Annotated in this window: 29 protein-coding genes; 18 read left to right on the forward strand and 11 right to left on the reverse strand. The window is 70.6% G+C overall.

The window, feature by feature from the left end; translation table 11 throughout:
* Together ACLFOB_RS06485 and dprA are read right to left on the reverse strand one after the other, a co-directional pair.
* The coding region (locus ACLFOB_RS06485) for a DNA topoisomerase (RefSeq protein WP_410925556.1) at window positions 1–872 on the reverse strand (872 nt) is incomplete at its 3' end.
* Window positions 873–1,076: 204 nt separating this feature from the next.
* Window positions 1,077–2,252 carry a DNA-processing protein DprA gene (gene dprA, locus ACLFOB_RS06490; protein WP_410916590.1) on the reverse strand — a complete coding sequence of 392 codons (1,176 nt, stop codon included), beginning with the start codon at window positions 2,250–2,252 and terminating at the stop codon, window positions 1,077–1,079.
* Window positions 2,253–2,394: 142 nt separating this feature from the next.
* Between dprA and ACLFOB_RS06495 the strand changes: the two genes are divergently transcribed.
* Complete coding sequence (locus tag ACLFOB_RS06495; RefSeq protein WP_410925557.1) at window positions 2,395–2,910, forward strand: DUF948 domain-containing protein; 516 nt, start codon at window positions 2,395–2,397, stop codon at window positions 2,908–2,910.
* 11 nt (window positions 2,911–2,921) lie between these two features.
* Here ACLFOB_RS06495 and ACLFOB_RS06500 read toward each other — a convergent pair whose 3' ends face one another.
* Window positions 2,922–3,344, reverse strand: a complete 423-nt coding sequence (locus tag ACLFOB_RS06500; RefSeq protein ID WP_410925558.1) for a hypothetical protein — start codon at window positions 3,342–3,344, stop codon at window positions 2,922–2,924.
* Window positions 3,341–4,765: a metalloprotease TldD gene (tldD, locus tag ACLFOB_RS06505; RefSeq protein ID WP_410925559.1), complete on the reverse strand. Its 1,425-nt coding sequence runs from the start codon at window positions 4,763–4,765 to the stop codon at window positions 3,341–3,343. Before tldD ends, ACLFOB_RS06500 begins: the two co-directional genes overlap by 4 nt.
* Before the next feature lie 184 nt (window positions 4,766–4,949).
* On the opposite strand from tldD, the gene coxB reads away from it, so the two are divergent.
* The 11 genes from coxB to ACLFOB_RS06560 all read left to right on the forward strand — a co-directional run bounded on the left by coxB (window position 4,950) and on the right by ACLFOB_RS06560 (window position 14,820).
* Complete coding sequence (gene coxB, locus ACLFOB_RS06510; protein WP_410916594.1) at window positions 4,950–5,804, forward strand: cytochrome c oxidase subunit II; 855 nt, start codon at window positions 4,950–4,952, stop codon at window positions 5,802–5,804.
* A 57-nt stretch (window positions 5,805–5,861) separates the two neighbouring features.
* Window positions 5,862–6,806 (forward strand): heme o synthase, encoded by a 945-nt coding sequence (gene cyoE / locus ACLFOB_RS06515; protein WP_410925560.1) that lies wholly within the window; start codon window positions 5,862–5,864, stop codon window positions 6,804–6,806.
* On the forward strand, window positions 6,806–6,967 hold the full coding sequence (locus tag ACLFOB_RS06520; protein WP_410916596.1) for a hypothetical protein: 162 nt from the start codon (window positions 6,806–6,808) through the stop codon (window positions 6,965–6,967). Before cyoE ends, ACLFOB_RS06520 begins: the two co-directional genes overlap by 1 nt.
* Window positions 6,964–7,572, forward strand: a complete 609-nt coding sequence (locus ACLFOB_RS06525) for a cytochrome c oxidase assembly protein (protein ID WP_410916597.1) — start codon at window positions 6,964–6,966, stop codon at window positions 7,570–7,572. Before ACLFOB_RS06520 ends, ACLFOB_RS06525 begins: the two co-directional genes overlap by 4 nt.
* A gap of 24 nt (window positions 7,573–7,596) precedes the next feature.
* Window positions 7,597–8,403: a cytochrome c oxidase subunit 3 gene (locus ACLFOB_RS06530; protein WP_410916598.1), complete on the forward strand. Its 807-nt coding sequence runs from the start codon at window positions 7,597–7,599 to the stop codon at window positions 8,401–8,403.
* A gap of 70 nt (window positions 8,404–8,473) precedes the next feature.
* The gene (locus ACLFOB_RS06535) at window positions 8,474–9,148 is read left to right on the forward strand and encodes an SURF1 family protein (protein ID WP_410925561.1); all 675 of its coding nucleotides are present in this window, start codon (window positions 8,474–8,476) and stop codon (window positions 9,146–9,148) included.
* On the forward strand, window positions 9,148–10,539 hold the full coding sequence (gene thrC / locus ACLFOB_RS06540) for a threonine synthase (protein WP_410925562.1): 1,392 nt from the start codon (window positions 9,148–9,150) through the stop codon (window positions 10,537–10,539). Before ACLFOB_RS06535 ends, thrC begins: the two co-directional genes overlap by 1 nt.
* A complete protein-coding gene (locus tag ACLFOB_RS06545; protein WP_410925563.1) occupies window positions 10,536–11,801 on the forward strand; it encodes a M16 family metallopeptidase in 1,266 nt (421 codons plus the stop codon). Before thrC ends, ACLFOB_RS06545 begins: the two co-directional genes overlap by 4 nt.
* Window positions 11,801–12,385: a GNAT family N-acetyltransferase gene (locus ACLFOB_RS06550; protein WP_410917511.1), complete on the forward strand. Its 585-nt coding sequence runs from the start codon at window positions 11,801–11,803 to the stop codon at window positions 12,383–12,385. Before ACLFOB_RS06545 ends, ACLFOB_RS06550 begins: the two co-directional genes overlap by 1 nt.
* Before the next feature lie 129 nt (window positions 12,386–12,514).
* The gene (locus tag ACLFOB_RS06555; protein WP_410925564.1) at window positions 12,515–13,390 is read left to right on the forward strand and encodes an MBL fold metallo-hydrolase; all 876 of its coding nucleotides are present in this window, start codon (window positions 12,515–12,517) and stop codon (window positions 13,388–13,390) included.
* Window positions 13,390–14,820, forward strand: coding sequence for an FAD-binding oxidoreductase (locus tag ACLFOB_RS06560; protein WP_410925565.1), 1,431 nt, complete (start codon window positions 13,390–13,392; stop codon window positions 14,818–14,820). Before ACLFOB_RS06555 ends, ACLFOB_RS06560 begins: the two co-directional genes overlap by 1 nt.
* Here ACLFOB_RS06560 and ACLFOB_RS06565 read toward each other — a convergent pair.
* From ACLFOB_RS06565 to ACLFOB_RS06580, 4 genes are all read right to left on the reverse strand, one after another.
* Window positions 14,786–15,589, reverse strand: a complete 804-nt coding sequence (locus ACLFOB_RS06565; protein ID WP_410917514.1) for a hypothetical protein — start codon at window positions 15,587–15,589, stop codon at window positions 14,786–14,788. The genes ACLFOB_RS06560 and ACLFOB_RS06565 overlap by 35 nt on opposite strands.
* Before the next feature lie 172 nt (window positions 15,590–15,761).
* Entirely contained in the window at window positions 15,762–16,289 is a 528-nt protein-coding gene (locus ACLFOB_RS06570; RefSeq protein WP_410917515.1) for an adenine phosphoribosyltransferase, read from the reverse strand.
* A 14-nt stretch (window positions 16,290–16,303) separates the two neighbouring features.
* Window positions 16,304–17,176, reverse strand: a complete 873-nt coding sequence (locus tag ACLFOB_RS06575; protein ID WP_410925566.1) for an S-methyl-5'-thioadenosine phosphorylase — start codon at window positions 17,174–17,176, stop codon at window positions 16,304–16,306.
* A gap of 67 nt (window positions 17,177–17,243) precedes the next feature.
* The gene (locus ACLFOB_RS06580) at window positions 17,244–18,104 is read right to left on the reverse strand and encodes a helix-turn-helix domain-containing protein (protein WP_410917517.1); all 861 of its coding nucleotides are present in this window, start codon (window positions 18,102–18,104) and stop codon (window positions 17,244–17,246) included.
* 108 nt (window positions 18,105–18,212) lie between these two features.
* Between ACLFOB_RS06580 and ACLFOB_RS06585 the strand changes: the two genes are divergently transcribed.
* Together ACLFOB_RS06585 and ACLFOB_RS06590 are read left to right on the forward strand one after the other, a co-directional pair.
* The gene (locus ACLFOB_RS06585) at window positions 18,213–18,419 is read left to right on the forward strand and encodes a DUF2061 domain-containing protein (RefSeq protein WP_410925567.1); all 207 of its coding nucleotides are present in this window, start codon (window positions 18,213–18,215) and stop codon (window positions 18,417–18,419) included.
* A complete protein-coding gene (locus ACLFOB_RS06590) occupies window positions 18,412–19,314 on the forward strand; it encodes a fatty acid desaturase (RefSeq protein ID WP_410917519.1) in 903 nt (300 codons plus the stop codon). Before ACLFOB_RS06585 ends, ACLFOB_RS06590 begins: the two co-directional genes overlap by 8 nt.
* Window positions 19,315–19,724: 410 nt before the next feature.
* On the opposite strand, the gene ACLFOB_RS06595 is transcribed toward ACLFOB_RS06590, so the two are convergent.
* Together ACLFOB_RS06595 and ACLFOB_RS06600 are read right to left on the reverse strand one after the other, a co-directional pair.
* The gene (locus ACLFOB_RS06595; RefSeq protein WP_410925568.1) at window positions 19,725–20,438 is read right to left on the reverse strand and encodes an NUDIX hydrolase; all 714 of its coding nucleotides are present in this window, start codon (window positions 20,436–20,438) and stop codon (window positions 19,725–19,727) included.
* Window positions 20,439–20,463: 25 nt separating this feature from the next.
* Window positions 20,464–20,853, reverse strand: a complete 390-nt coding sequence (locus ACLFOB_RS06600; RefSeq protein ID WP_410917844.1) for a DUF983 domain-containing protein — start codon at window positions 20,851–20,853, stop codon at window positions 20,464–20,466.
* A gap of 209 nt (window positions 20,854–21,062) precedes the next feature.
* Between ACLFOB_RS06600 and ACLFOB_RS06605 the strand changes: the two genes are divergently transcribed.
* Window positions 21,063–21,638, forward strand: a complete 576-nt coding sequence (locus tag ACLFOB_RS06605; RefSeq protein ID WP_410925569.1) for a calcium-binding protein — start codon at window positions 21,063–21,065, stop codon at window positions 21,636–21,638.
* Between the two features lie 354 nt (window positions 21,639–21,992).
* Here ACLFOB_RS06605 and ACLFOB_RS06610 read toward each other — a convergent pair whose 3' ends face one another.
* Window positions 21,993–23,384, reverse strand: a complete 1,392-nt coding sequence (locus ACLFOB_RS06610) for a diguanylate cyclase (protein ID WP_410917846.1) — start codon at window positions 23,382–23,384, stop codon at window positions 21,993–21,995.
* 80 nt (window positions 23,385–23,464) lie between these two features.
* Here ACLFOB_RS06610 and ACLFOB_RS06615 point away from each other — a divergent pair, with 80 nt between their 5' ends.
* From ACLFOB_RS06615 to ACLFOB_RS06625, 3 genes are all read left to right on the forward strand, one after another.
* A complete protein-coding gene (locus tag ACLFOB_RS06615) occupies window positions 23,465–23,749 on the forward strand; it encodes a DUF3572 domain-containing protein (RefSeq protein WP_410917847.1) in 285 nt (94 codons plus the stop codon).
* Window positions 23,746–24,444, forward strand: a complete 699-nt coding sequence (locus ACLFOB_RS06620; protein WP_410925570.1) for an HAD family hydrolase — start codon at window positions 23,746–23,748, stop codon at window positions 24,442–24,444. The genes ACLFOB_RS06615 and ACLFOB_RS06620 overlap by 4 nt, the downstream gene beginning before the upstream one ends.
* A gap of 445 nt (window positions 24,445–24,889) precedes the next feature.
* A partial coding sequence (locus tag ACLFOB_RS06625; protein WP_410925571.1) for a trimethylamine methyltransferase family protein occupies window positions 24,890–25,997 on the forward strand: 1,108 nt, incomplete at its 3' end.

A 25,997-nucleotide genomic window follows, 5' to 3' on the forward strand; every position in this document is an offset into this window, starting at 1 on the left:
GCCTCGTAGAGGCGCTGCGCCGCGCTCATCGTCTGCTTCGCGCCCATGCCGAACTTGCGGCTGGCTTCCTGCTGCAGCGTCGAGGTCATGAAGGGCGGCGAGGGGTTGCGGGTGGCCGGCTTCGCCTCGACCGAGGTCACGGTCAGCTCGCGCGAGGTGACGGCCTGCACGGCGAGCTTTGCCGCCTCCTCGCCGTCGATGTCGAATTTCTCCAGCTTCCTGCCGCCCAGCACCGTCAGCCGCGCCTCGTAGGTCTGGCCGCGCGGCGTGGCAAGCTCTGCGGTGACGGTCCAGTATTCCTGCGCGCGGAAGGCCTCGATCTCCATCTCGCGCTCGACGATCAGGCGCAGGCAGACGGACTGCACGCGCCCCGCGGATTTCGCGCCCGGCAGCTTGCGCCAGAGCACGGGGCTCAGGTTGAAGCCGACAAGATAGTCGAGCGCGCGGCGCGCCAGATAGGCCTCGACCAGCGGCGCGTCGATGTCGCGGGGATTGCGCATCGCCTCGGTCACCGCCGACTTGGTGATCGCGTTGAAGACCACCCGCCGCACCGGCGTGTCCTTCTTCAGCGCACGGCGCTTGCGCAGCGCCTCTTCGAGATGCCACGAGATTGCCTCGCCCTCGCGGTCGGGGTCGGTGGCGAGGATCAGCTCGGGGTCGTCCTTGAGCGCCTCGGCGATGGCGCGCACGTGCTTCTGGCTGTCGCTGGCGACCTCCCATTTCATCTCGAACCCGTGCTCTGGATCGACGGAGCCGTCCTTCGGCGGCAGGTCGCGGACATGCCCGTAGGAGGCGAGCACCGTGTAATCCGAGCCCAGATACTTGTTGATTGTCTTGGCCTTGGCCGGGGACTCGACGACGACGACGGGCATGTGCTGCGGCGTTCTCCAACGGGGGTGGACGGGGCGGGATATGGCCTTGGGCAAGCTGGCGTGCAAGGCCGGATTGTCAATCGGCCCCGTCGCGGGCGCCCTGCACGCTGTAGCCCGATGCCGCGCCCGGGCGGGCCGCAGCCGGTCGGCTCGCCCGGGCAGGCTCGGCCGCAAGGCGCTGCGGTGGCGCGACCGCGCGGCCGCTCAGGCGAGCGCGACCAGGCCGCCGGACTGGCGGCGGATGCGGCCGTCGAGCTCGAGGTCGAGCAGGGCGGGGGCGACACGATCCGCCCCTTCGCCGAGGTCGCGGATCAGCTGATCCTCGGCCAGCGGCGACGGCCCGAGACGTGACAGGATCTCGGCGTGAAGCGCCGCGGTCTCGCGCAGGCCGCGGGACGGGCGGGTGGCGCTTCGAGCGGCCGTGGCCGGTGCCGGCGGGCGTCGGGGCGCGCCGTCGTCGGTGCGTTCTGAGGGGGCCGGCGCATGCGTCGTGCCCAGCGCCTCGATCACGTCCTCCGCGCCGCGAACCAGTCGCGCGCCATCGCGGATCAGCATGTTGCAGCCCGAGGCGCGCGCGTCGAAGGGGTGGCCGGGGACGGCCAGCACCTCGCGCCCCTGGTCGAGCGCGGTGCGCGCGGTGATGAGCGAGCCCGACCGTGCCGCTGCCTCGACCACGACGACCGCCTGCCCGAGGGCCGAGATGATGCGGTTGCGAGCCGGGAAGTGTCGCGCCTGCGGCACCGTGCCCGGCGGCTGTTCGGACAGCAAAAGACCGGCCGCCTGGATGCGCCGCGCGAGGTCCGCGTTTTCGGAGGGGTAGGGCACATCCACGCCGCCCGCGAGCACCGCGACGGTGCCGGTGGGCAGCGCCGCCTCGTGCGCCGCGGCGTCGATGCCGCGTGCCAGGCCCGAGGCGACGACGATGCCGTGCTCACCCAGTCCCTTCGCCAGCGCCCTGGCCATGCGCAGGCCGAGCGAGGAGGCGTTGCGCGCCCCCACCAGCGCCGCCAGCGGCCGGTCGGGCAATGCGACGTCACCCAGTGCCCAGAGCACCGGCGGCGCGTCGGAAAGGTTCAGCAGAGCTGGCGGATAGCCTGCGCGCCCATGCAGCAGCAGCCGCGCGCCCGCCTTGTACCCTGCGGAGAGTTCCGCCTGCGCAACACCTTCCGGGCAGGCGCGATAATCCTCGACCCCTGCCGCCCGGGCGACCCCGGGGAGCGCCTCCAGCGCGGCCGGGGCAGAGCCATGCTCGGCCATCATGCGATGAAAGGTGGCCGGTCCCACCCGGCGGGAGCGCAAGAGGCGGAGCCACGCCACCGGATCGTCTTCCGTGGTGGGTGGGAGTAGGGGGTGAGTGGAAGAATCTGCCGTTCCGGTCATCCGCGGCCCCGCCATCTTGCAGAATCGCTTGTAGGCCACCGAGGGTTAACGCCGTGTAAATTCTGCCCCACCCTTGCGCCGTGCGCGTTGCAACCCTCGGCAGGATCGGTAGCGTGTGACGCGAAACAAGGGAGGAAAAACAATGAGATTTCGCAGCGCTGCTCTTGTCGCGGGACCCTTCGCCATCCTTGCAGGCGTCCTTGCCGGGCCGTCCGTGCAGGCGCAGGAGGTAATCGGCGAGGTGCGCGCCACGCTCGACGGCACGGAGCGGCAGTGGCAGACGCTGCAAAGCACCGATCCCGGCGTGAGTTTCAACACCGGTGTCGAACAGTTCGGCCCGGTCACCGGCATCACCATTCAGGGCTACGAGGAGGGTGGCAGCTACACGCACGAGGTGATCGCCCTGAACTGGTCCGTCATGGGCGAAGCGGAGCCGATGGACGCCTCGGTGATGTATGTGCCTGAGCGCATGTCGCAATCGTGGATGAGCCTCGACGACGAGCAGGTGCTCACGGTGGAGGCCTTCGACGGCGAAAGCGCGCGGGGCACGCTGAGCGGGCGGCTTTGTTACAAGGACGGCTTCGCCGCCCCGCCCGACCCGGCGAACTGCATCGTCATCGAGGGGACGTTCGAGACGCAGCTGCCCGCCGCTCCGTGACGCGGGCGCGCTCAGCGCGCAAGCGCCGGTCCGATCATGCGCCGCAGTGCCAGCCAATAGGTGGCGGCGATGAGCAGCGCGCCGGGCAGCACGATGTCGGGCTCGAGGCCGGTCAAGTGGCTGACGCCAGCGGCCAGCACCGCGCCCGTGCCAAGCGCCACCGCCCATCCGGCCCAGTCCGTGCGCAGCGCGAGAATCGACAGCGGGACGCCGACGAGGAGTCCCGCCCACGACAGGTAAAGCGATGCGAGCAGGAAGAACCCGTGGGACGCGATGTAGCTCGCCGCCGGTGGGCCTTGCTCGACCAGGGTGCCGAGCCAGAGCAGCAGCATGCCGGGCGGGACCGGCGCCAGGTAGGCCACCAGCGCCGCCAGCCCGAGGCGCGCGGGCCCGGCCCGCAGCCCCGGCCGCGTGCGCCGCGCGGGCCAGTTCACGCCGCCTGTGCGCCGCCCACGGTCAGACCGCCGATCAGCACGGTGGGCTGGCCCACGCCCACGGGCACCCATTGCCCGTCCTTGCCGCAGGTGCCCATGCCCGGATCCAGCGCCATGTCGCGGCCCAGCCCGCGGATGTTGCGCAGCGCCGTCGCCCCGTCGCCGATCAGGGTGGCGCCCTTGACGGGCGCGCCCACCTTGCCGTCCTTCACGCGGTAGGCCTCGGTGCAGGAAAAGACGAACTTGCCGTTGGTGATGTCCACCTGTCCGCCGCCGAAGCCCACGGCGTAGATGCCGTCCTTCAGCTCTGCCACAAGATCCTCGGGCGAGGCGTCGCCGGCTTCCATGATGGTGTTGGTCATCCGCGGCATCGGCGCATGCGCGAAGCTTTGCCGCCGGCCGTTCCCGGTGGGTGCAACGCCCATCAGGCGCGCGTTCTGCCGGTCCTGCAGGTAGCCCACCAGGATGCCGTCCTCGATCAGCACGTTGCGCGCGCCGGGCGTGCCCTCGTCGTCCACGGTGATCGAGCCGCGGCGGTCCGGGATCGTGCCGTCGTCCACCACGGTCACACCCCGTGCCGCCACCTGCTGGCCCATCAGCCCCGCGAAGGCGGAGCTGCCCTTGCGGTTGAAATCGCCCTCCAGCCCATGGCCCACCGCCTCGTGCAGCAGGATGCCGGGCCAGCCGGGGCCAAGCACGATGTCCATCACACCCGCCGGCGCGGGCTCGGCCCGCAGGTTGACGCGGGCGATTCGGATCGCCTCGTCGGCCTTCGCGCGCCAGTCGGAGTCCTCGAGCAGACCGTCGAGGCCCACGCGCCCGCCGCCCCCGGCGGTGCCCGATTCGCGGCGGCCGTCCTGCTCCAGGATCACCGACACGTTCAGCCGCACCATCGGCTGGCTGTCGCGGACATGGGTGCCGTCGGGACGCAGGATCTCGATCTCGCGCGAGGCGGCGGAGATGCTGGCCGTCACCTGCACCACGCGGGGGTCGGCGCCGCGGGCGTAGGCGTCGATGGCGCGCAGCGTCTCGACCTTCACGGGGAATTCGGCGCCGGCGATCGGGTCGAGATCGGCGTAGAGGCGGCGATTGGTGGGGATGGGGGCGTCGGCCAGCGTGCCGCCGCCCTCGGCCACGGCAAGGCGGGCGGTCTCTGCCGCGCGGGTCAGCGCGGCTTCGCTCACGTCGGTCGAATGGGCGTAGCCCGTCACCTCGCCGCGCACCGCGCGCAGGCCGAAGCCTTCGGAGGCGTCGTAGGAGGCGCTGCGCAGGCGCCCGTCGTCGAAGGTCAGGCTTTCGGAGCGCGCGCGCTCCAGGAACAGCTCGCCGTCGTCGGCGCCTGCGGTGGCCTCGCGCAGGAGTCGCAGGGTGCGCTCCTTGTCGAGGCGGGTCTCGAAGGGGCGAAAGACGGCGTCGGACATGGCGATACTCCCGGGCGGTGCGAGCGGATGAAAAAAGCGGCTCTTTGCCGCAGGGATGTGCTTCCCTCGCCCGATGGAATATGGTTACAAGCACACAGAAGACAACGGGGCTGCTGCGTGCCCGCCATTGTATGCAATGGTGTGCGCCCGCAGAAAAGCGCCCCGGAAGCCAACCGGGTGATGCATGACCGTGAAGACCGCAGTTACCGGCCTCGGGGCCGTTTTCCTCGCCGGGTCCGCGGCGGCGCAGGGCGCCGCCACCGAGGGGCTCGAGATCATCGGCCGGCCGATCGACGGCGCGACCGGCTTTCAGCCCGCAGCGACCGAGCTTGCGCGCGACCAGCAATGGCTCGACGGCCTGTTGCTCGTGATCATTGCGGCGATCACCCTGTTCGTCGTCGGGCTGATGCTCTACTGCATCGTGCGCTTCAACAGCCGGGCCAATCCGACGCCCGCGCGCTTTACCCACAACACCCCGGTCGAGGTCGCCTGGACCGTGGTGCCCATCGTGATCCTGGTCTTCATCGGGGCCTTCTCCCTGCCCGTGCTGTTCAAGCAGCAGATCATCCCGGAAGGCGATGTCACCATCAAGGTGACGGGCTACCAGTGGTTCTGGGGCTACGAATATGTCGACGAGGGCTTTGCCTTCGACAGCTTCATGCTGGCCCGCGACGAGCTGGAGGATTTCGGCTATTCCCGGCAGGACTACATGCTCGCCACCGACACCGCCGTGGTCGTGCCGGTCGGAAAGACCGTGGTCATGCAGGTCACCGCGGCCGACGTGATCCATTCCTGGACCATTCCCGCCTTCGGCGTGAAGCAGGACGCGGTGCCCGGGCGCCTTGCCGAGTTGCACTTCACGCCCGAGAAGGAAGGTGTCTACTTCGGCCAGTGTTCCGAGCTCTGCGGCAAGGACCATGCCTACATGCCGATCACCGTGAAGGTGGTCAGCGAGGAGGCCTACGATACCTGGCTGGAGAACGCGCGCGACGAATACGCAGGCCGGCCGGCCGCCCTGCAGGTGGCCTCTGCCGAGTGATCGCGCCGGGCGCGCCCGCCGTTGCGGGTGCGCCGTGCCGCGCCGAACGGGACAGCGATGACCGAGACGAGCCTTCATAGCGAAAGCCCCGCCGCCGAGGCGCGGTTCGGCGACTACGTCACGCTGCTCAAGCCGCGGGTGATGTCGCTGGTGGTGTTCACCGCGCTGGTGGGAATGCTGGCCGCGCCGGTCGGGTTGCATCCGCTGGTGGGCTTTGCCGCGATCCTGTTCATCGCGGTGGGCGGCGGCGCCTCGGGCGCGCTGAACATGTGGTGGGATGCGGACATCGACGCGCGGATGCGGCGCACCCGCCGGCGGCCGGTGCCCTCGGGGCGCGTCGCGCCGGAAGAGGCGCTGGCACTGGGGCTCGCGCTCTCGGGGCTGTCGGTCGTGATGCTGGCGCTGGCGACCAACTGGCTCGCGGCCGGCTGGCTGGCCTTCACCATCTTCTTCTACGTCGCGATCTACACGATGTGGCTGAAGCGCTCGACGCCGCAGAACATCGTGATCGGCGGGCTTGCGGGCGCCTTTCCTCCGCTGATCGGCTGGGCGGCGGCCACCGGCTCGCTCGCGCTGGAGCCCTGGCTGATGGTGGCGCTGATCTTCATGTGGACGCCGCCGCATTTCTGGGCGCTCGCGCTCTTCATGCGGTCGGATTACGACGACGCGGGCGTGCCGATGCTGACGGTCACGCACGGCCGTCCGGCAACGCGCGCGCAGATCCTGATCTATACCGTGCTGCTGGCCGCGCTGGCCGTCGGCACCGGCTTCACCACGATCGGCGGGGCGCTTTACCTTGCGGTCGCTGTTGTGCTGAACGCGCTCTTTCTCAAGGGCGCCTGGACGATCTGGCGGCGCGACGAGGCGCAGGCCGAGGCCGACGACTACCGCGTCGAGAAACGCTTCTTCCGCCTGTCGCTCCTCTATCTCTTTGCCCACTTCGGCGCGATCCTGGCCGAAGCCGGGATGGAGCGGGCCGGGCTTTCGATCGGAGGTTGGTAATGGCAATCGCACGCACGCACGAGATCCACCGCCGCCGCTTCGGGCGCAACCTTGGGGTCGCGCTGCTGCTGGCGGGCTTCATCGCGCTGATGTTCGGTCTGACGGTGGTCAAGATAGCAGAAGGCGGGTTCGAGCCGCCGCACAGGGAGACGGGAACATGAGGGGTCGCCACATCCTGCCGCCGCCGGGCAAGGGCCGAACGGTGGTGCAGACCGTCGGCGTGGTGCTCTTCATGGGCGCGATGGCCTGGGCCTCGGTGCCGCTTTACGACTGGTTCTGCCGGGTCACGGGCTATGGCGGATCCACGAACTATGCAGATGCCGGATCGGAAGAGATCCTGGACCAGACCATCAAGGTCCGCTTCGACGGCTCGCTGGAGCGCGACATGCCGTGGGAGTTCCGCCCGCTGCAGCGCGAGATGGAGGTGCGCATCGGCGAGACGGGCCTTGCCTTCTACGAGGCCTACAATCCCACCGACGTGCCGGTTGCCGGCACGGCCAGCTACAACGTCGCGCCCTTCGACGCCGGCGTCCACTTCACCAAGATAGACTGCTTCTGCTTCGAGCAGCAGGTGCTGCAGCCGGGCGAGCGTGTCGAGATGCCGGTGACCTTCTATGTCGATCCCGACATCGTGCGGGACAGGGATGCGAAGTTCGTCCACACCATCACGCTCAGCTACACCTTCTACCAGACCGACCTGCCCGAGACGACGACCGAGCAGGCCGCCAACGCGACCGGCGCAGATGCCGCGCCGCGCGCGAACTGACGCCAAAGGGACCGGGGACACGCCATGGCACACGCCAAGAACCATGATTACCACATCCTGAACCCCTCGATCTGGCCGTTTCTGGGGTCGGTCTCGGGGTTCGTCATGCTCTTCGGGGCCGTGCTCTGGATGCACGCAAGCGGCCCCTGGGTTTTCCTGATCGGCCTGGTGGGCGTCGCCTACACGATGTTCGGCTGGTGGGCCGATGTGGTGGCCGAAAGCCGCGCGGGCGATCACACGCCGGTCGTCCGCATCGGCCTGCGCTACGGCTTCATCCTGTTCATCATGTCCGAGGTGATGTTCTTCGCGGCGTGGTTCTGGAGCTTCTTCAAGCACGCGCTCTACCCGATGGACCCCACGGGCCTCAGCCCGGCGGTGGACGGTGTCTGGCCGCCCGCGGGGATCGAGACCTTCGATCCCTGGCACCTGCCGCTGATCAACACGCTGATCCTGCTGTGTTCGGGGGCCGCGGCCACCTGGGCGCACCACGCGCTGGTGCACGAGAACAACCGCGAGGACATGAAGTGGGGCCTGATCATCGCCATCGTGCTGGGCGTGATCTTCACCGGGCTGCAGGTCTATGAATACACCCACGCCGCCTTCGGCTTCGCCGGCAACATCTACGGCGCCAACTTCTACATGGCGACCGGCTTTCACGGCGCGCATGTGATCATCGGGACGATCTTCCTGTTCGTCTGCCTGATCCGGCTGATGAAGGGGCATTTCACGCAGGAGAAACACGTCGGTTTCGAGGCGGCGGTCTGGTACTGGCACTTCGTGGACGTGGTCTGGCTGTTCCTCTTCGCGGTGATCTACGTCTGGGGCGCCTGAGCCCGTCACAAAGGGTTTCCTGCGGGGCGCGCGGCCACGGCTGCGCGCCCTTCGCGTCAAGGGAGAGGTCATGCGCCGCTTCATCGGCCCGCTCGTCATCGGTATCGCCGGCGCCGCCGTGCTGATCGCGCTCGGCGTCTGGCAGGTGCAGCGCCTGCAGTGGAAAGAGGCGCTGCTGGCCGACATCGAGGCGCGGATCGCGGCGGAGCCGGTCGCGCTGCCGGCCGCGCCGGACCCGCGGGCCGACCGCTACCTGCCCGTGCGCGCCGAGGGCGTGATCGGCGCAGAGGAACTGCATGTCCTCGTCTCGACCAAGACCGAAGGGGCGGGTTTCCGCATCGTCACGCCCTTCGAGACAGAGGGCGGCCGCCGCCTGCTGCTCGACCGCGGCTTTGTGCCTGACGAGGCGAAGGGGGCGGAGCGCCGGACCGGCCCTGTCGCCGTCACCGGCAACCTGCACTGGCCGGACGACCGCAGCTCGGCCACACCGGAAAACGACCCCGGCGACAACTTCTGGTTCGCCCGCGATCTGGACCAGATGGCAGCCGCGCTGAATACCGAACCGGTGCTGCTGGTGGTGCGGCAGGAAGACCCGCCCGCGCCGGGCATCATGCCGCTACCTGTGGACACCAGCGGGATTCCGAACGATCACCTTGAATACGCCGTCACCTGGTTCGGGCTTGCCGCGGTCTGGGTGGCGATGAGCGGTTACCTGCTGTGGCGCACGGCGCGAAGGACGACCTGATGCACTATGTCTCGACCCGCGGGGGCGCACCCGCGCTCGACTTCGAAGCCACGATGCTGACCGGGCTCGCCCGCGACGGCGGGCTCTACGTCCCCGCGACGGTGCCGCAGATGAGCGCCGACGAGATCGCGGCGCTGGGCGGGCTGCCCTACGAGGAGGCGGCGTTCCGCGTGATGCGCCCCTTCGTGGGCGACACCTTCGGCGAGCAGGAGCTGTCCGACATGATCGGGCGCGCCTACGGCGCCTTCCGCCACGACGCGCGCGCGCCGCTCAAGCAGCTTACGCCCAACCACTTCCTGCTGGAGCTGTTCCATGGGCCCACGCTGGCCTTCAAGGACTTCGCGATGCAGCTCATCGGGCAGCTGTTCCAGAGCGCGCTGGCCCGGCAGGGGCGGCGCGCCTGCATCGTGGGGGCCACCAGCGGCGACACCGGCTCTGCCGCGATCGAGGCGTTCCGCGGGCTCGACAACGTCGATGTCTTCATCCTCTTCCCGCACGGCCGCGTCTCCGAGGTGCAACGCCGCCAGATGACCACGCCCGAGGAGGCCAACGTGCACGCGCTGGCCATCGAGGGGCATTTCGACGACGCGCAGGCCCGCGTGAAGGACATGTTCAACGACCACGCCTTCCGCGACGAGGTGGGACTGGCGGCCGTCAACTCGATCAACTGGGCACGGGTGCTGGCGCAGGCGGTCTATTACTTCACCGCCGCCGTCAGCCTTGGCGCGCCGCACCGCGCGGTCAGCTTCACGGTGCCCACCGGCAATTTCGGCGATGTCTTCGCGGGCTACATCGCCAAACGGATGGGGCTGCCCATCGGGCGGCTGGTGGTGGCCACCAACCAGAACGACATCCTGCACCGCTGCCTGACCACCGGGCGCTACGAGGTCGAGGGGGTCAGCCCCTCGATCAGCCCGTCGATGGACATCCAGGTCAGCTCGAACTTCGAGCGCGCGCTTTTCGACGTCTACGACCGGGATGGCGCGGCGGTGGCGCAACTGATGGAGGAGTTGAAGGGGCAGGGGGGCTTCACGCTCTCGCAGGGCGCGCTCGACCGGCTGCGCGAAACCTTCGCCTCGGGCCGTGCGTCCGAGGATCAGACGCGCGCCGCGATCGCCCGCACGCTGGAGGCGACGGGCGAGCTGCTCTGCCCGCACAGCGCCGTCGGCGTCCACGTTGCGGAGCAGGTGCGCGACCCCCATGTGCCGATGGTCACGCTTGCCACCGCCCATCCCGCCAAGTTTCCCGACGCCGTGGCAGAGGCCACCGGCCGCCGTCCGGGGCTTCCCCCCGGCATGGCGAACCTCTATGAGCGGCCGGAGCGCGTGACGCGGGTCGACAACGACCTCGCCGCCATCGAGAACCTGATCAGGGAGCGCATCGCCCGTTGACCGAGACCCGCCTCGACACACTTCCCAATGGCCTCAGGGTCGTGACCGAACACATGCCCGGCCTCGCCTCCGCCGCGCTGGGCGTCTGGGTCTGCGCCGGCGGGCGCGACGAGCGGGAGGAGGAGAACGGCGTCGCCCACTTCCTCGAGCACATGGCCTTCAAGGGGACCGAGCGGCGCAGCGCGCTCGAGATCGCCGAGGCGATCGAGGACGTGGGCGGCTACTTGAACGCCTACACCTCGCGCGATGCCACGGCCTATTACGCCCGCGTGCTGGAAGAGGACGTGCCGCTGGCGATGGACGTGATCGCCGACATCCTGCTCTCGCCCGCCTTCGCCGCGGACGAGATCGAGGTGGAGCGCGGCGTGATCCTGCAAGAGATCGGGCAGGCGCTGGACACCCCCGACGACATCGTTTTCGACTGGCTGCAGGAGGCCGCCTATCCGGGCCAGCCCTTCGGCCGCCCGATCCTTGGCCCCGCCGAGCGGGTCGCGGGTTTCGGCCGCGCGGACCTCGCGCGCTTCGTCCACGAGCACTATGCGCCTGGGCAGATGATCGTGGCGGCGGCCGGCGCGGTCGATCACGACAAGCTGATGCGGCTGGCAGAGTGGCACTTCGGCCACCTGGAACCCCGGACCGCAACGCCCCCGCCGCCCGCCGTCTTTCGCGGCGGCGAAATGCGCCGCGACAAGCCGCTGGAACAGGCGCACATGGCGCTTGCCTTCGAGGCGCCCAGCTATTCCGACCCGCTGCTCTACGCCTCGCAGGTCTGGTCGGTGGCGCTGGGCGGCGGCATGTCGAGCCGGCTGTTCCAGGAGATCCGGGAAAAGCGGGGCCTGTGCTACACGATCTTCGCGCAGGCCGGCGCGCATGCCGACACCGGCAGCCTGACGATCTACGCCGGCACCGGCGCGGAGGCGCTGGGCGAACTGGCCACGCTCACCTTCGACGAGATGAAGCGCGCCGCCGAGGACATGACCGAGGCGGAACTCTCCCGCGCCCGCGCGCAGATGAAGGCGGGGCTCTTGATGGGGCTCGAAAGCCCGTCGAACCGCGCCGAGCGGCTCGCGCGCATGGTGCAGGTCTGGGGCGCGGTGCCGACGGTCGAGGAGACGGCGGCGAAGATCGACGCCGTCGGCCGCGCCGACCTGCGCGCGGTGGGCGAAGGGATTGCCGCACAGGCGCCAATGGCGCTCGCACTCTACGGCCCGCTCGGCCGCGCGCCCGGCTACGAGGCGCTGCAGGCGCGCCGGGCGGCCTGATGTTCCTGCCGCGCCGGAAGGTCCGGCTCGAAACGGAGCGGATGAGCCTGCGCCCGCCGTCCCACGCCGATTTCCGCGACTGGACCGCGCTGCGCCAGCTGTCACGGGACTTCCTGGTCCCGTGGGAGCCAGCCTGGGCAGAGGATCATCTGTCGCGCAAGGCCTTTACCAACCGCGTCTACTGGGCCGGGCGCGCCATCACGCAGGGCACGGCGCTGCCGCTCTTCCTGATCCGGCGCGAGGATCAGCGCCTGCTGGGCGCGATCACGCTGGACAACATGCGGCGCGGGCCGTCGCAGTCCGGCACGCTGGGCTACTGGGTCGGGCAGCCGCACGCGCGGCAGGGCTACATGCGCGAGGCGATCGAGGCGGTCGTGCACCACGCCTGGACCCGGCTCGACATCTCGCGAATCGAGGCCGCCTGCCTGCCCGAGAACGCGGCCTCGCGCGGGCTGCTGGAAAAGGCCGGGTTCAAGTATGAAGGGGTGGCGCAGAGCTACCTTCAGATCGCGGGGCGCTGGCGGACCCACGTCCTCTATGCCGCTCTGCGCGCCGACCGGCGCGGCCGGACGGACGCGGGCTGAACGAGAGCGCTCGGCGCGCCCTCGCGGGCGCTTCTCGCGAAGAGGCCCCGCAAGGGGCCGATGAGCGCGCCGGAAAGGGCTGACGGCGCGTCACGGCGGCCTATCTCGAGCGACAGGAGGTGCCCGAAGATGATCCGACTGTTGCTTGCCGCGCTCGTCGCACTCGCCCCCGTCGCCGCGGTTGCCCAGACGGGCACACAGGACCGCCGCCCCAGCCATTGCGTCGCCATCGCCGACGCGGCGCCGGGGCTCGACTACATCCGCACCGCGGGCGGACCGGAACGGCTCTGGCGCGCCGCGACGCAGCCCAGCCACCGGGAACCGCTGCCGGACCACACCGTGCGGCTGCATTTCGTGGCCCACGCCTCCTTCCTCATCCGCACGCCCGGCGGGCTGACGGCGGTCACCGACTACACCGGCTTCATCGGCAATACCGAGTTGATCCCCGACGTGGTGACGATGAACCACGCGCACAGCACCCACTGGACGCCCGATCCCGACCCCGCGATTCCGCATGTCCTGCGGGGATGGGGGGAAGAGTTCGGTGCTGGCATCGAGCATCACCTCGACCTGGACGAGATGCTGGTGCGCAACGTGTCCACGGACATCCGGGGGGGCTTCAACGCGTCGGACGAGCCGAAGGGCAACTCGATCTTCGTCTTCGAGGTGGCGGGGCTCTGCATCGGGCATCTGGGCCACCTGCACCACATCCCGACGGACGAGCAGTTCGCGGCCCTTGGCCGGCTCGACGTGGTCATGGCGCCGGTTGACGGCGGCTACACCATGTCGCTCGACGACATGATCGCCACGCTCAAGCGCCTGCGGTCCTCCGTGGTGCTGCCGATGCACTGGTTCTCGGGCTCCTCGCTGGGCCGGTTCCGCGCCGGCATGTCCGACGACTTCGCCATCGTGGACGCGAACGGGCCCTACTACGACGTGAGCTTGCGGACGCTGCCGGATCGGCCCACGGTGGTCTTCCTGCAACCCGCCTTGCTGAGGGACTGATGGACGGCACCCGCCCGCTTGCCGACGCTGACGACGGCTTCGCCGCCGCGCTCGCCGCGCGCCTGCCGGAGGGGCGGATCGGCCGCCCCGATCCCGGCCACCTGGAGGAGCCGCGCGGCCGCTGGCAGGGGCGGGGCGGCGTGCTGGCGCGGCCCGCAACCACCGAGGAAGTGGCCCGGATCGTCCGCACCTGCGCAGAGGCGCGCGTGCCGGTCGTGCCCTACGGCGGCGGCACCGGCCTTGTGGGCGGGCAGATCGCGCAGGAGGGACCGCTGCCGGTGATCCTGTCGCTCGACCGGTTGAAGGCAATCCGCGAGGTCGACCCGCGCGAGAACGTCATGATCGCCGAGGCCGGCGCGGTACTGGCCGACATCCAGACTGCGGCGCGCGAGGCGAACCGCCTGTTTCCACTGTCGCTCGCCTCGGAGGGCACCGCGCGGATCGGCGGCCTGCTGGCCACCAACGCGGGCGGCATCAACACGCTGCGCTACGGCAATGCGCGGGCGCTCTGCCTGGGGCTCGAGGCGGTGCTGCCGGATGGCAGCATCTGGCACGGCCTCACGCGGCTGAGGAAGGACAACACCGGCTACGACCTGCGCGACCTGCTGATCGGGGCGGAGGGAACGCTGGGCGTGATCACCGCCGCCGCGCTCACGCTGCACCCCCGGCCTGCGGGCGAGGGGACGGCGCTGATGGCGGTGCGCGATCCCGCGGCGGCCTTGGACCTGCTGGCGCTGGCCCGCGACCGGATGGCCGAGGGCATCTCTGCCTTCGAGCTGATGCACCGGCAGGGCTTCGATTTCCTGGCCGAGACATTGCCCGACACGCGGCAGCCCTGGCCCGAGCCGCCCGAATGGTGCGTGCTGATCGAGGTGGGGCTGGCGCGCGGGCTGGACCCGGCCGAGGCGCTGCAGGATCTTTTCGCCGCAGCCCACGAGCCGGGCCTCGTCACCGACGGCATCGTCGCGCAGTCGGAGGCGCAGCGCGCCGACTTCTGGGCAGTGCGCGAGCGTATCCCCGAGGCAAACCGCCTGATCGGCGCGGTGTCGAGCCACGACATCTCGGTGCCGCTGTCCGCGATCCCCGAGTTCATCGCGCGGGCCGGCCCGGCACTGGCCCGCATCGACAGCTTCCGCATCAACTGCTTCGGCCATGCGGGGGACGGCAACCTGCACTACAATGTCTTTCCGATGCCCGGGCGCACGCGCGCGGATCACGAACACCAGCGCGAGGCGATCAAGCGCTGCGTGCACGACCTAGTTCACGCGCTTGGCGGGTCCGTCAGCGCCGAGCACGGCGTGGGGCGGCTCAAGGTCGCGGACCTTGAGAGGTATGGCGATCCCGCGAAGCTGGCGGCGCTCAGGGCGATCAAGGCGGCGCTCGACCCCGCGGGCATCATGAACCCGGGCGCGGTGCTGCGGGCGCCCTGATCGATGCGCTCAGGCGCTGCGCGCGCGCGGCAAGGGCGGTGTGCAGCGCGCGCCGCAGCGCGATCCATGGCGCTGCCCGCGCGACCGCGGTGTCCCAGGGACCCTCGGCGTCCCGGGCGTCTCCAAGCGCCACAAGCGGAAGGTTTGGCGCATGTTCCCTCAGATCGTCGAGTGCCGACACGTCGTCGTCAACCGCCCGAAGATCGACGATTGCCGCCGACCAGGCCTGCGGCGCGGCGGCCAATGCGTCGAAAAGCGCATCGGCATTGTCGCTCAGATGAACTTCGTGCCCTGCCTCTGCCAAGCGGCGCGCATGGTCCAGCACCCGGCCATCCCGGGAGCAAATGAAGGCCACGCGCGGCGCGTCCGCAGGCAGGACCCGGGGCGTCAGCACGTCCCAGCGCGCAACATCAGGAAGGGTTTCGGTCGCGTCCTGCGCCCTTACCACACCGCGGCCCGAAGGACGGCGCACCGGCCGGTCGTAGGCCCCGAGCGGCGGGCCCGGACGCGGCTGCCCGAAAAGACCGGCGCCAAGCAGCACAACGACGACAAGGCCAAGCTGCACCGCGAAAGCAAGCCCGATGGCGCCAGGCAGACCCGCACCGCCGACAAGTGCCGCGATGAACGCCAGCAGGCCGACCGGCCCCGAGACCAGCACCGCGACGAGCGCCGCGCCCGGCGCTGCGGCCCTGCTGACCGCGCCGTCCTCGTGCGCGCGCGGTGCCTCGTTGCGCGCGTCACGCGCCTGTTGCCGTCTCGCATCTCGCATCGTCGACGATTGTACCCTCTTGCCCTTCGCCGCAATCTCATCCCTCGTGCGGCCGTCGCCGCACAATCTATTGGCGAACGCGTCGCTTATAAAGCAACTTTGAAGGAAGTCCGGGGGTTCCGAAGGGTAATCAGCGGAATACTGCCGCGGCCTTCGCGGGCGCTCGGGCCGCTCAGAGCCCTTCGAAGCTGCAAAGCGCGTAGACGTCCATCCCGAGCGATTCCAGCCGCTTGCGCCCGCCCAGGTCGGGCAGGTCGATGATGAAGGCGCAGCCGAGAATGTTGCCGCCCAGCCGCTCGACCAGCCGGATGCCGGCCTCGGCCGTGCCGCCGGTGGCCAGCAGGTCGTCGACGATCAGCACCGTTTCGCCCGGCTGGATCGCATCGTCATGCACCTCGACCACCGCCTCGCCGTATTCGAGGGTGTAGGATTCGCTGATCGTCGCGGCGGGCAGCTTGCCCTTCTTGCGCACCGGTACGAAGCCGCAGCCCAGCTGATGCGCGACCGCACCGCCAAGGATGAAGCCCCGCGCCTCCAGCCCCGCGACCTTGTCGATCCGGCGGCCCGCATAGGGATGCAGCATCCGGTCCACCGCCATGCGAAAGCCGCGCGCATCCGCGAAGAGTGTCGTCACGTCGCGGAACAGGATCCCCTCGTGCGGGAAGTCCACGATGGTGCGGATGTAGTCCTTGATGTCCATTGCCGCAGCCTCGGTCACAGCACCCGCCCCGCGATCGTCTGCAGTCGCGCCACCATTTGCGGGTCGCGGGCCGAGGGCACGGTCAGGATCGCGTGCTCCAGTGCGCGGTCGCAGCCATGCGGGCAGGTCGTGCGCTCCGGCCCCAGCAACTCGGGCAGGGCCGCGATCATCCGGCGCGCCTTGTCCGCGTTGGCCGCGGCGGTGGCGAGGATCTGCGTCACCTCCACCTCGCCGTGGTCGGGGTGCCAGCTGTCGTAGTCCGTCACCATCGCGACGGAGGCGTAGCAGAGCTCCGCTTCGCGGGCGAGGCGCGCCTCGGGCATGTTGGTCATGCCGATCACGTCCGCGCCCCAGTGCTCGCGGTACATCCGGCTTTCGGCCAGGGTCGAGAACTGCGGCCCCTCCATGGCAAGGTAGGTGCCGCCGCGATGCACCCGCGCGCCGGCTGCAGCCGCCCCGGCCTCTGCCGCGTCCGAGAGTCGCGGGCAGGTGGGATGGGCAAGACTCACATGCGCCACGCAGCCCGGACCGAAGAAGCTGGGTGCGCGGCCCCTGGTGCGGTCGATGAACTGATCCACGATCACGAAGTCGCCCGGCGCCATCGCCTCGCGGAACGAGCCCACGGCAGAGACGGAGAACACGTCCGTCACCCCCAGCGTCTTGAGCGCCGCGATGTTGGCGCGATAGGGCACCGATCCGGGGTCCAGCGGATGCCCCCGCCCGTGCCGCGGCAGGAACGCGATGTCCACGCCCCCAAGCCGCCCGGTCAGGATCGCGTCAGAGGGATCGCCCCAGGGCGTCTCGACATGCCGCCACCGCGCGTCCTCGATCCCTTCGACCTCGTAGAGCCCCGAGCCGCCGATCACCCCGATCATCCGTTGCGCCATCGCCTGTCCCTTTCGCCGTCGCGCCACAGCGTTAGCCCCCGGCGGCGGGCTTGGCAAACCCCGCCTTTCAGGCGATCCGCGCGCGCAGGTTGCGCAGGTGGTCGGGAAAGGCGCGGTCCGACACCTCGGCCTCGCGCACCAGCCAGTCGAAGTGCTGCACGAAGGCCTGCACGCGCTCGTTGTCGCGGAACGCCAGGTAGTTGCGCCCGACATAGAGCACCGCCAGCAGCGGGCCGAAAACCGTGACCGGCGCGGAATAGACCCGGCGCGCGTCGAACAGGAAGATGCGCAGGCGCGGGAAGAACTGTGCGTTGAGGTCCAGAAAATGGTCGATCTGCGCGCGCCGCAGGTCCGCGGGAAGCCCGCTGTAGTATCCGGTGGCCGCGGCGAAGCTGTCGATCTCGAAAAGCGGCATCGCGATCTCGTAGTCCGAGCGCGCGCCGCGCATCCATGCCAGCCGGTCCTGCGCCGCGCCGATCGCCTGCGCCGCCGTCCGGCCCAGGTGCGGCGTGTATTCCCATTCCAGCATCGCCTGCGTCTTCATCATGTCGGGCATGCCGGCGGGGACATGGCGGATCTTGTAACCCTCCGCTTCGCGGTGCCAGGCAAAGATCTGTTCGTCCACCAGCGCGCGGGGCGCCTCGGTCAGCGTCATGGAATGCGCCATGATCTCTGCCGCGCTTTCGGGACGGTCCGACAGCGACAAGAGCCAGTCGGCCGAAACCCGGAGCGCCGCGGCGCAGGCGCCCACGACCTGCGCATTGGGCAGCCGTGCGCCCCGGTCGGACAGAAGCTGCGAGACGGTCGAACGGTCCACGCCGATCGCGCGGGCCAGCGCGCTCTGGCTCAGCCCCTCCGTATCCATCGCTTGTTTCAAGCGTGCCCGGAACTGTTCCGCGCGCACACGTTTGTCGATCATGTCCATCATATGTTTACTGATATCACAATTGCAGAAGTTTGTTAATCATATTCCGAATTCCCAACGCCGCGCCGACTGCGTATCCGCTTGGCACGCATCAACGAAAAGGAGGACTGAATGGAGACGCGGGCGCGCTCGCTGCTCAAGGCCGTGCTGTGGCAGGTGATCGGACTCGTGACGACGACGCTTGTCGGTCTGGTGCTCACGGGGTCCGCAGTCGTCGGGGGCGCGATGGCTCTGGCCAACTGCGCCATCGGCCTTCTTGCCTATATCATCTACGAACGCCTCTGGGTTCACATCCGCTGGGGCCGGCTGCATGGATGACCGGCACGCCGGCGGCGTGGAGTGGCCCACGCTGGCCATCGCTGCGCTGGCCTATGGCCTCTGGGGGCTGGGCACCACGCTGGCCGCGGCGCTCTGGCTGCCGCTAGGGATCGCCCTGGCGGCGCTGGGCGCGGCGCTGCATGGCTCGCTCAGCCACGAGGCGCTGCATGGCCACCCGTTCCGCGACGCGCGCGCCAACGCCGCGCTGGTCTTTCCGGCCCTTGGCGTTGCCGTGCCCTACCTGCGCTTCCGCGACACACACCTTGCGCACCACACCGACGCCATCCTGACGGACCCTTACGACGACCCGGAAAGCAACTACCTCGACCCGGCCGTCTGGGCGCGCCTGCCGCGCTGGCGGAAGCGCCTGCTGGTGCTCAACAACACGCTTCTGGGCCGGATGATCCTTGGTCCGGCGCTGGGGCAATGGGCCTTCATGGCCGAGGACTGGCGCGCAATCCGGGCGGGCGACCGCCGCGTGCTGGCGGGCTGGCTGCTGCATGTTCCCTCCGTCGCGCTGGTGCTGGGCTGGGTGGCCTGGATCGGCGCGATGCCGTGGTGGGCCTTTGCGCTCTCCTGCTATCTGTCGCTCTCGCTGCTGCGTATCCGCACCTTCCTGGAGCATCAGGCGCATGAGCGCGCGCGCGCCCGCACGGTGATCATCGAGGACCGGGGGCCGCTGGCCCTGCTGTTTCTCAACAACAACCTGCACGTCGTGCACCACATGCACCCCAAGGTGCCGTGGTATCGCCTGCCCGCGCTCTACCGCGCGAACCGCGACCGATATCTGGCACGCAACGACGGCTATGCCTTTGCCAGCTACGCCGAGATCTTCGCCCGCTACCTGACCCGCGCGAAGGACCCGGTGCCGCATCCGCTCTGGCCAAGGGGCTGAGCGCGCGCCAGAAGGGCGCATCGAGCTCTGGACTTGGGTGACATTCGCGGCCGCGGCGTTCCGGACGCTGCGCTTCACGCTGCAGACGGTGCGGCGCGCCGGCACCCTCTCGACCCCTGGCGCGACCTTGCATCTGCGCCAGCCGGGCGAGATCGGTCGCGTTCGGGCCGCGCGGCGGGTGGCGCTCCGGCGGGGCTGGCCGGCATGGGCGGCAGCCTCTGCCGGTTTCTCGCCTGCACGTCGGAGACCGCGGCGCTGGTCAAGGCGGTGGGGCAGGCCGAGCTGCCGATGTCGCGCGCCGTGACATGGCGAACTTCCGCAAGCCTGTCAGCCGGTCGGACCAGGCCGGCATCGGGCTGTTCGTCGCTTCCATGCTGGCGCTGGTGCTCTTCACCCGTGGGCGACCGGCATCACTCCGGCATCGGCTTTCCGTAGAGCCGCAGGAACAGGCTTTCCTCGTCGGTATTCCGGAAGAAGGGGACCGAGGGCGGCGGGCCGGGATCGGCCACGCGCGCCGCGACCTCGGCCAGCACCACCTCGGTGATGAAGGGCAGGTTGGCCTCGCGCACATGTTCCAGCGGGATCCAGCGCAGGTGGCTCAACTCCTCCTCGGCATGGGTGAAATCGTCGGGGTCGCTCGCGATCCGGTCGGCATCGACGAGAAAGAATCGCGCGTCGAAGCGGCGCGGCCGGCCGGGTGGCGTGATCGCGCGGAAGACGAAATTCAGCCCCTCCGCCGAGGGGACATGCCCCGTCGCCGCGAAGCGCGCCCAGTCGGCATGCGGTGCCGCGGGCCAGGCACCCGGCCGGCCCAGGATCAGGCCCGTCTCTTCCCACAACTCGCGCACCGCCGCGGCGGCCAGTGCATCCACCAGCCGGGGCGAGGCGCCCTCTTCCAGCCGTGCGCGGCACAGCGGGCCGAGCGGTGCGGCAAGCGGCACGTCGGCGTCCGCCGGATCGACCGCGCCGCCGGGAAAGACCACCTTGTTGGGCATGAAGGCCGCGGCCGACCCGCGCTGTCCCATCAGGATGCGCGGGCGGGTGTCCCGGTCGCGCAGCACGATCACCGTGGCCGCATCGCGCACCCGCGACTTGTCCTCCGCTCCGGCCGTGTCGCTCCGCATCGCCCCTCCCGCCTGGGCGGGCGCGTCAGGCGGCGTCCCCGAAGCCGTGCATGAAGCGCGACCACTGGAAGGCCACGATGGCGCCCTTCAACCGCGGCAAGAGATACAGCGAGAGCGCGACGCAGCCAACCGCGAAGATCGAGAACAGCACCAGCGGCTCGGGTTGCCAGGTCGTGAAGGCGAAGAGCAGCAGGGGCGCCATCAGGTGCCCCACGATCAGCAGGGTCAGATACGCGGGCCCGTCGTCCGCCCTGTGATGGTGCAGTTCTTCCTCGCAGACAGGGCAGGCGGGCCGCACGGTCAGATACCCCGACAGCATCGGCCCCTGCCCGCAGTTCGGGCAGCGCCGCCGCCAGCCGCGCCGCAAGGCTTGCCACGTCGGCCGCCCGGGCGCATTGATTGTCTGGTCTGCCATGTCGCGTCCCTTGTCCGTGCCGCGCCAGTTTGACGCCTCGCGCGGCAGATGGAAGGCGACAGCCTGTCCTTGCGTCCCGATGTCGCAAAAGTGGCTGACGCAGGGTCTTGCACGCGATCGGCGACGGCATCGCCGGCCTGCGGCGTAACAGGTTCCGACGGCGCGGCGGGGCCGCCGGCGGAGGAACCGCAGCAAAGAAGGGAAAGACCATGCGCAAGGATCTGACGATCATGCTGGCGGCGGCGCTGCTTGCGGGCGGCGCCGGTGGCCTGACCGCGGCCGAGGACACGGGGCCGATGCGGGGCGAGGAGCACCGCGCAGGGATCTTCGACAGCGTCGACGCGGACGGCGACGGGCGGGTGACCCGCGCCGAGATCGAGGCGCATCGCGCGGCACGCTTCGCCGCCGCCGACACCGATGGCAACGGGCGGCTCACGGCAGGGGAGCTGTCTGCGGCGGTCGCCGACCGGAGAGGCCAGTGGCACGGAGAGCGCGCGGCGCGGATGATCCGCCGGCTCGATACCGACGGCGACGGCGCCCTTTCGGCAGAGGAATGGGCGGACCGCCCCGGTCCGGCGCGGATGTTCCACCGGCTCGATGCGGACGGCGACGGCGGCATCTCGGCGCAGGAGTTCGCCGAGGCGCGCCCGATCCGCCAAGCGCGCGCGGGTCAAGGACCGTGGCGCGATGCGGGGCGAGAAAACTATCGCGACGGGTATCGGGATGGCTATCGCGACGGCTTTCGCGACATGATGCGGATGGATCGGCTGCGAGACCGGGACTGACGCGCGCTTGCCCGGCCGCGTGCCGCGCGCTGCGTGCCCGCGGCCGGGACGACCCGGCGCGGCGGGATGCGGCCGCCGCGGATGCGGCGCGCCTTCAGGAGCTGCTGGAGCGCCCTCCGCGCCGGCTCTCGCGCGCAAGGGGCCAGCCGGGCCGGCGCAGTTCGGAATGACGCTGCGGAATGGAGCGGTGCGCCCGTCGCGGCGCTCCGCGCGACAGGCGCCCGGGCGGTGGTTCGCGGGCACCGCGGCGGGGGCGGCTGGATCGACCGTTTCCGTCGTGTTCCGCGCGAGTCTGTCTGCAAAGCGTTCCCTGACGGGACAGGCAGGCGCCCGACCGCGCAGCCGCATTTGTGCTCACGCCGCCGACCGATGCGCGCTCACGCGGTTCCGGCCGCGCGCCTTCGCGCTGTAGAGGGCGCGGTCGGCGCGTTCCAGCAGGGCTTCCGCGCCCTGCGGACCGGATGATGCGGGTGTCGGTCCCGCCGCGCCCGGGACTGCGGCGATGCCGATCGAGACGGTCACCTGCACGCTCTCGTCGCGCCCGCGCAGCGCGAACGGCGTCTCGGCGATGATCCGGCAAAGCCGCCGGCCGGTCCGTTCCGCCGCGGCGGCATCGCGGCCGGGCAGGACGACGAGGAACTCCTCTCCGCCGAGGCGCGCGGCGATGTCCTGCTCTGTCAGGCTGCGCCGGATGCGCGCGGCCGTTTCCGCAAGCACCGCATCCCCGGCGGCATGCCCGTATGCGTCGTTGATCGCCTTGAAATGGTCGAGGTCGGCTATCAGCACCGCCAGGGAACGCCCCGTCACCAGAGCCTCTTCCGTCAGGTGCGCCAGTTTCGGAAGCGCGAAGCGACGGTTGTAGAGCCCGGTGAGGGGATCCGTCACCGCCGCGTCGAGCCCCTCGTGCAGGTGGTCGCGCAGCCGGTCGGCGCGGCGCTTGGCGGCCAGCCGTGCGGCGAGGCGCAGCGCAAGTTCCTCTGCGTCGAACGGGCCGGCGAGCGCATCCTGTGCGCCCATGTCGAGCGCCTGCGCCGCATCCGCTTCGGCACCGGCACCGGAGGCCTGCACCAGCAGGACCGCGGCGCGGGTGGCGCGCTGTGCCCGGAGGGCAGGCACCAGGGCGGCTGCGCACGGCCCCGTCCCGCCCTCTGCCAGCACCAGCGCATCCAGCGCATCGCCCGGCCCAAGCGCCAGCACGCCGCGACGGTCGATCTGTCGAACGCGGGCGCCGAAGGCGGCGGAAAGCGCTTCCACCTGTGCGGGCCGGCTGGCAAGCAGCGCCACCTTCGCGGGCCGGTCGAATCCCGCGGGCGGCTCGGCGAAGCCCAGCGCGCGGCGCGTCGCTTCGCGCAGACGCAGTTCCGCGGTGTCCTCCCGATCCCTGAGCAGCCGCCGCAACCGCGCAAGCAGGAGCGGCGCGGCCGTGCACCGCGTGATCGCGTCGTCGGCCCCGGCGGTCAGCGCGTCGAGGCGGGCCGCCCGGTCCGCTTCGGGCGTGAGCACCGCGAGGGCCGGTGACGCAGCGCCGCGCGCCGTGTCACCCAAGCGCTGGCGCATCTCCGCAACGGACAGGTCCGGCAGGTCGGACGCGGCCAGCAGGACCTCCGCAGGCTCCCTGCGTGCCGCTTCCAGCGCCTCCGCGCCCGACGCGGCGAGCACGACGCGGCGAAAGGCGCCCCCCAATTGCGCCCGTAGCGCGATCCGCCGGGTCGCCACCGCATCCGCAATCAGGATGGTCCCCGTCATCGCCGGTCCGCCGCTTGCCAAGTCACGGCTCCACTCTTTACTCAACTGGTTAAGAAACCCTTTCGAGGAGGCAGGTGGCGATGGCGCTTGCGCGGGAACGGGCCGAGGCGGTGGCGGCAGAGGCGCTGGGCTGGATCGCGGGCGACGGCGAGCTTCTGGGCGTCTTCATGGGCAGCACGGGGATCGGTTTGGACGACCTGCGCGCCGCGGCCGACACGCCGGAGGTGCTGGCCGCGGTGCTGGATTTCCTGATGCAGGACGACGCCTGGGTCACCGGCTTCTGCGACGCGGCGGGCCTGCCTTACGACACGCCTGCGCAAGCGCGCGCGGCGCTGCCGGGCGGTGTTCAGGTGCACTGGACATGACCGGCCTGCGCGCCCGTGCAGTGCTGTTCGACAAGGACGGCACGCTGTTCGGCTTCCACGCGACCTGGTCGGCCTTCGCGGCGCAGGTGATCGACGAACTCGCGGCCGGCAGCGCGTTACGCGCGGCCGCGATGGCCCGCGCGCTGCGCTTCGACCGTGCCGCCGGTGCCTTTCACCGCGACAGCCCGGTGATCGCCGGGACCAACCGCGAGGTGGCGGAACTGGTCGCCGCGGCCTTGCCCGGCGCCGATGTCGACGCGCTCGAGCCCTGGCTTGCGGCCCGCGCGGCGGAGGCACCGCTCGCCCCGGCGGTGCCGCTTGCGCCCCTGATGGCCCGGCTGCGGGACATGGGTCTGCGCCTGGGCGTGATGACGAACGACAGCGAACTCTCGGCGCGCGCCCATCTGCTGACGGCGGAGATCGAGGCGGCCTTCGACTGGATGGCGGGGGCCGACAGCGGCCACGGGGCCAAGCCCGACCCCGCGCCGCTGCTGGCCTTCGCGCGCGCGCTTGATCTGGCGCCGGCGCAGGTGGTCATGGTGGGCGACAGCCTGCACGACCTGCACGCCGGGCACGCGGCCGGGATGCAGGTGGTTGGCGTGCTGACCGGCCCCGCGCTGGAGCCCGATCTTGCCCCGCATGCCGATGCCGTGCTGCCCGACATCGGCCATCTGCCGGACTGGCTTCGCGTGTGACGCGGACCGCGGGCACGGCCGCCGGTGGAGTCCCGGACGGACTGAGGTCGCTTTGCGGGCAAGGCCGCACGCCTCATGCAGCGCCCGCTGGTGGAACCGGTCGTGGAGCGGAGGATTGCGCTCGCGTCGGCCCCGGGGCGAAGGCACTCGCCCGCGGCCGACGCTGTGGTGCGTGCGGCGCGGCGCTTCGCCTGGCCGGGATGAGGGGGCGGAGCGTGCCGCGGGCAGGGCGGCTCGCCTTGCGCGGTGGGCTCCTGGCGCTCCGCAGCCTGCGTCCTTGGCGCATCGTCTCGTCGGGCCGTGCCGTGCCGTCCGCGCGCAGGGACCGACTGGCGGAGCGTGGGCCATGGTCGCGCGAATCCGACGCCACCCGTCGCATCCAGACACGCGAGGCGCGATCGGGGCTGCGCTGAATGCCCGAAACCGCGACATGGGAGCCCCACAGATGCCTCGCAACGCAGAGAGCGCAAAAGACGACCCCGCCCCCAGACGCCGGCGGGGCGGGGGGCGTGCCGGCGCGGCCTCGCGCCGGGGGCACGCCGTGATCGAGCAGCCGCCCTGGCGCCTGCCGGTCAATCCCGATCCGCCGGTCGAGCCGCTGGACGAGGCGGGCGTTCAGGCGATCCACGACGGCGCCATGCGCATCCTCGAGGAGATCGGCATCGCCTTTCTGCACCCCGAAGCGGTGGAGATCCTGCGCCGCGCAGGCTGCGTCGTGGACGGTGAGGTGGTCCGCATGGACCGCGGCCTGGTGATGGAGATGGTGGCGAAATGCCCCGCGCAATGGGACATCACCCCGCGCAATCCCGACCGCCGGATCACGGTGGGCGGCCGCCATATCCTGTTCGGCAACGTCTCGTCGCCGCCCAATTACTGGGACATGGAGATCGGCCGGAAGATGCCCGGCACGCGCGAGCAGTGCCGCACGCTGCTCAAGCTCACGCAGTATTTCAACTGCATCCATTTCGCCGGCGGCTACCCGGTCGAGCCGGTGGACCTGCACCCCTCCGTGCGCCATCTCGACGTGCTCTACGACAAGCTCACGCTGACCGACAAGGCGATGCACGCCTACTCGCTCGGCGCCGAGCGGGTGGACGACGTGATGGAGATGGTGCGCATCGCGGGCCGTCATTCGCACGAGGACTTCGAGAGCGGCCCGAAGATGTATACCAACATCAACTCCACCTCGCCGCTCAAGCACGACTTTCCCATGATGGACGGCTGGATGCGGCTGGCCCGCCGCAACCAGGGCCTTGTCGTCACGCCCTTCACGCTGGCGGGCGCGATGGCGCCGGTGACGATGGCGGGCGCGGTGGCGCAAAGCCTGGCAGAGGCGCTTTCGGCCGTGGTGCTGGCGCAGGTGATCCGCCCCGGCGCCTGCACCGCGATCGGCACCTTCACCTCGAACGTCGACATGAAGTCCGGCGCGCCGGCCTTCGGCACGCCGGAATACATGCGCGCCACGCAGATGACCGGGCAACTGGCGCGATTCTACGGGCTGCCGATGCGCGCCTCGGGCGTCTGCGCGGCCAATGTGCCCGACGGTCAGGCGA

The sequence above is a fragment of the Rhodosalinus sp. genome (assembly GCF_046542825.1).
Taxonomy (GTDB): Bacteria; Pseudomonadota; Alphaproteobacteria; order Rhodobacterales; family Rhodobacteraceae; genus Rhodosalinus.

Coding starts and splice junctions, on each gene's coding strand:
- dprA (WP_410916590.1), bottom strand. CDS start 2,252: ATGACCGGAACGGCAGATTCTTCCACTCACCCCCTACTCCCACCCACC.
- ACLFOB_RS06495 (WP_410925557.1), top strand. CDS start 2,395: ATGAGATTTCGCAGCGCTGCTCTTGTCGCGGGACCCTTCGCCATCCTT.
- tldD (WP_410925559.1), bottom strand. CDS start 4,765: ATGTCCGACGCCGTCTTTCGCCCCTTCGAGACCCGCCTCGACAAGGAG.
- coxB (WP_410916594.1), top strand. CDS start 4,950: ATGACCGTGAAGACCGCAGTTACCGGCCTCGGGGCCGTTTTCCTCGCC.
- cyoE (WP_410925560.1), top strand. CDS start 5,862: ATGACCGAGACGAGCCTTCATAGCGAAAGCCCCGCCGCCGAGGCGCGG.
- ACLFOB_RS06520 (WP_410916596.1), top strand. CDS start 6,806: ATGGCAATCGCACGCACGCACGAGATCCACCGCCGCCGCTTCGGGCGC.
- ACLFOB_RS06525 (WP_410916597.1), top strand. CDS start 6,964: ATGAGGGGTCGCCACATCCTGCCGCCGCCGGGCAAGGGCCGAACGGTG.
- ACLFOB_RS06530 (WP_410916598.1), top strand. CDS start 7,597: ATGGCACACGCCAAGAACCATGATTACCACATCCTGAACCCCTCGATC.
- ACLFOB_RS06535 (WP_410925561.1), top strand. CDS start 8,474: ATGCGCCGCTTCATCGGCCCGCTCGTCATCGGTATCGCCGGCGCCGCC.
- thrC (WP_410925562.1), top strand. CDS start 9,148: ATGCACTATGTCTCGACCCGCGGGGGCGCACCCGCGCTCGACTTCGAA.
- ACLFOB_RS06550 (WP_410917511.1), top strand. CDS start 11,801: ATGTTCCTGCCGCGCCGGAAGGTCCGGCTCGAAACGGAGCGGATGAGC.
- ACLFOB_RS06555 (WP_410925564.1), top strand. CDS start 12,515: ATGATCCGACTGTTGCTTGCCGCGCTCGTCGCACTCGCCCCCGTCGCC.
- ACLFOB_RS06560 (WP_410925565.1), top strand. CDS start 13,390: ATGGACGGCACCCGCCCGCTTGCCGACGCTGACGACGGCTTCGCCGCC.
- ACLFOB_RS06565 (WP_410917514.1), bottom strand. CDS start 15,589: ATGCGAGATGCGAGACGGCAACAGGCGCGTGACGCGCGCAACGAGGCA.
- ACLFOB_RS06570 (WP_410917515.1), bottom strand. CDS start 16,289: ATGGACATCAAGGACTACATCCGCACCATCGTGGACTTCCCGCACGAG.
- ACLFOB_RS06575 (WP_410925566.1), bottom strand. CDS start 17,176: ATGGCGCAACGGATGATCGGGGTGATCGGCGGCTCGGGGCTCTACGAG.
- ACLFOB_RS06580 (WP_410917517.1), bottom strand. CDS start 18,104: ATGATGGACATGATCGACAAACGTGTGCGCGCGGAACAGTTCCGGGCA.
- ACLFOB_RS06585 (WP_410925567.1), top strand. CDS start 18,213: ATGGAGACGCGGGCGCGCTCGCTGCTCAAGGCCGTGCTGTGGCAGGTG.
- ACLFOB_RS06590 (WP_410917519.1), top strand. CDS start 18,412: ATGGATGACCGGCACGCCGGCGGCGTGGAGTGGCCCACGCTGGCCATC.
- ACLFOB_RS06595 (WP_410925568.1), bottom strand. CDS start 20,438: ATGCGGAGCGACACGGCCGGAGCGGAGGACAAGTCGCGGGTGCGCGAT.
- ACLFOB_RS06600 (WP_410917844.1), bottom strand. CDS start 20,853: ATGGCAGACCAGACAATCAATGCGCCCGGGCGGCCGACGTGGCAAGCC.
- ACLFOB_RS06605 (WP_410925569.1), top strand. CDS start 21,063: ATGCGCAAGGATCTGACGATCATGCTGGCGGCGGCGCTGCTTGCGGGC.
- ACLFOB_RS06610 (WP_410917846.1), bottom strand. CDS start 23,384: ATGACGGGGACCATCCTGATTGCGGATGCGGTGGCGACCCGGCGGATC.
- ACLFOB_RS06615 (WP_410917847.1), top strand. CDS start 23,465: ATGGCGCTTGCGCGGGAACGGGCCGAGGCGGTGGCGGCAGAGGCGCTG.
- ACLFOB_RS06620 (WP_410925570.1), top strand. CDS start 23,746: ATGACCGGCCTGCGCGCCCGTGCAGTGCTGTTCGACAAGGACGGCACG.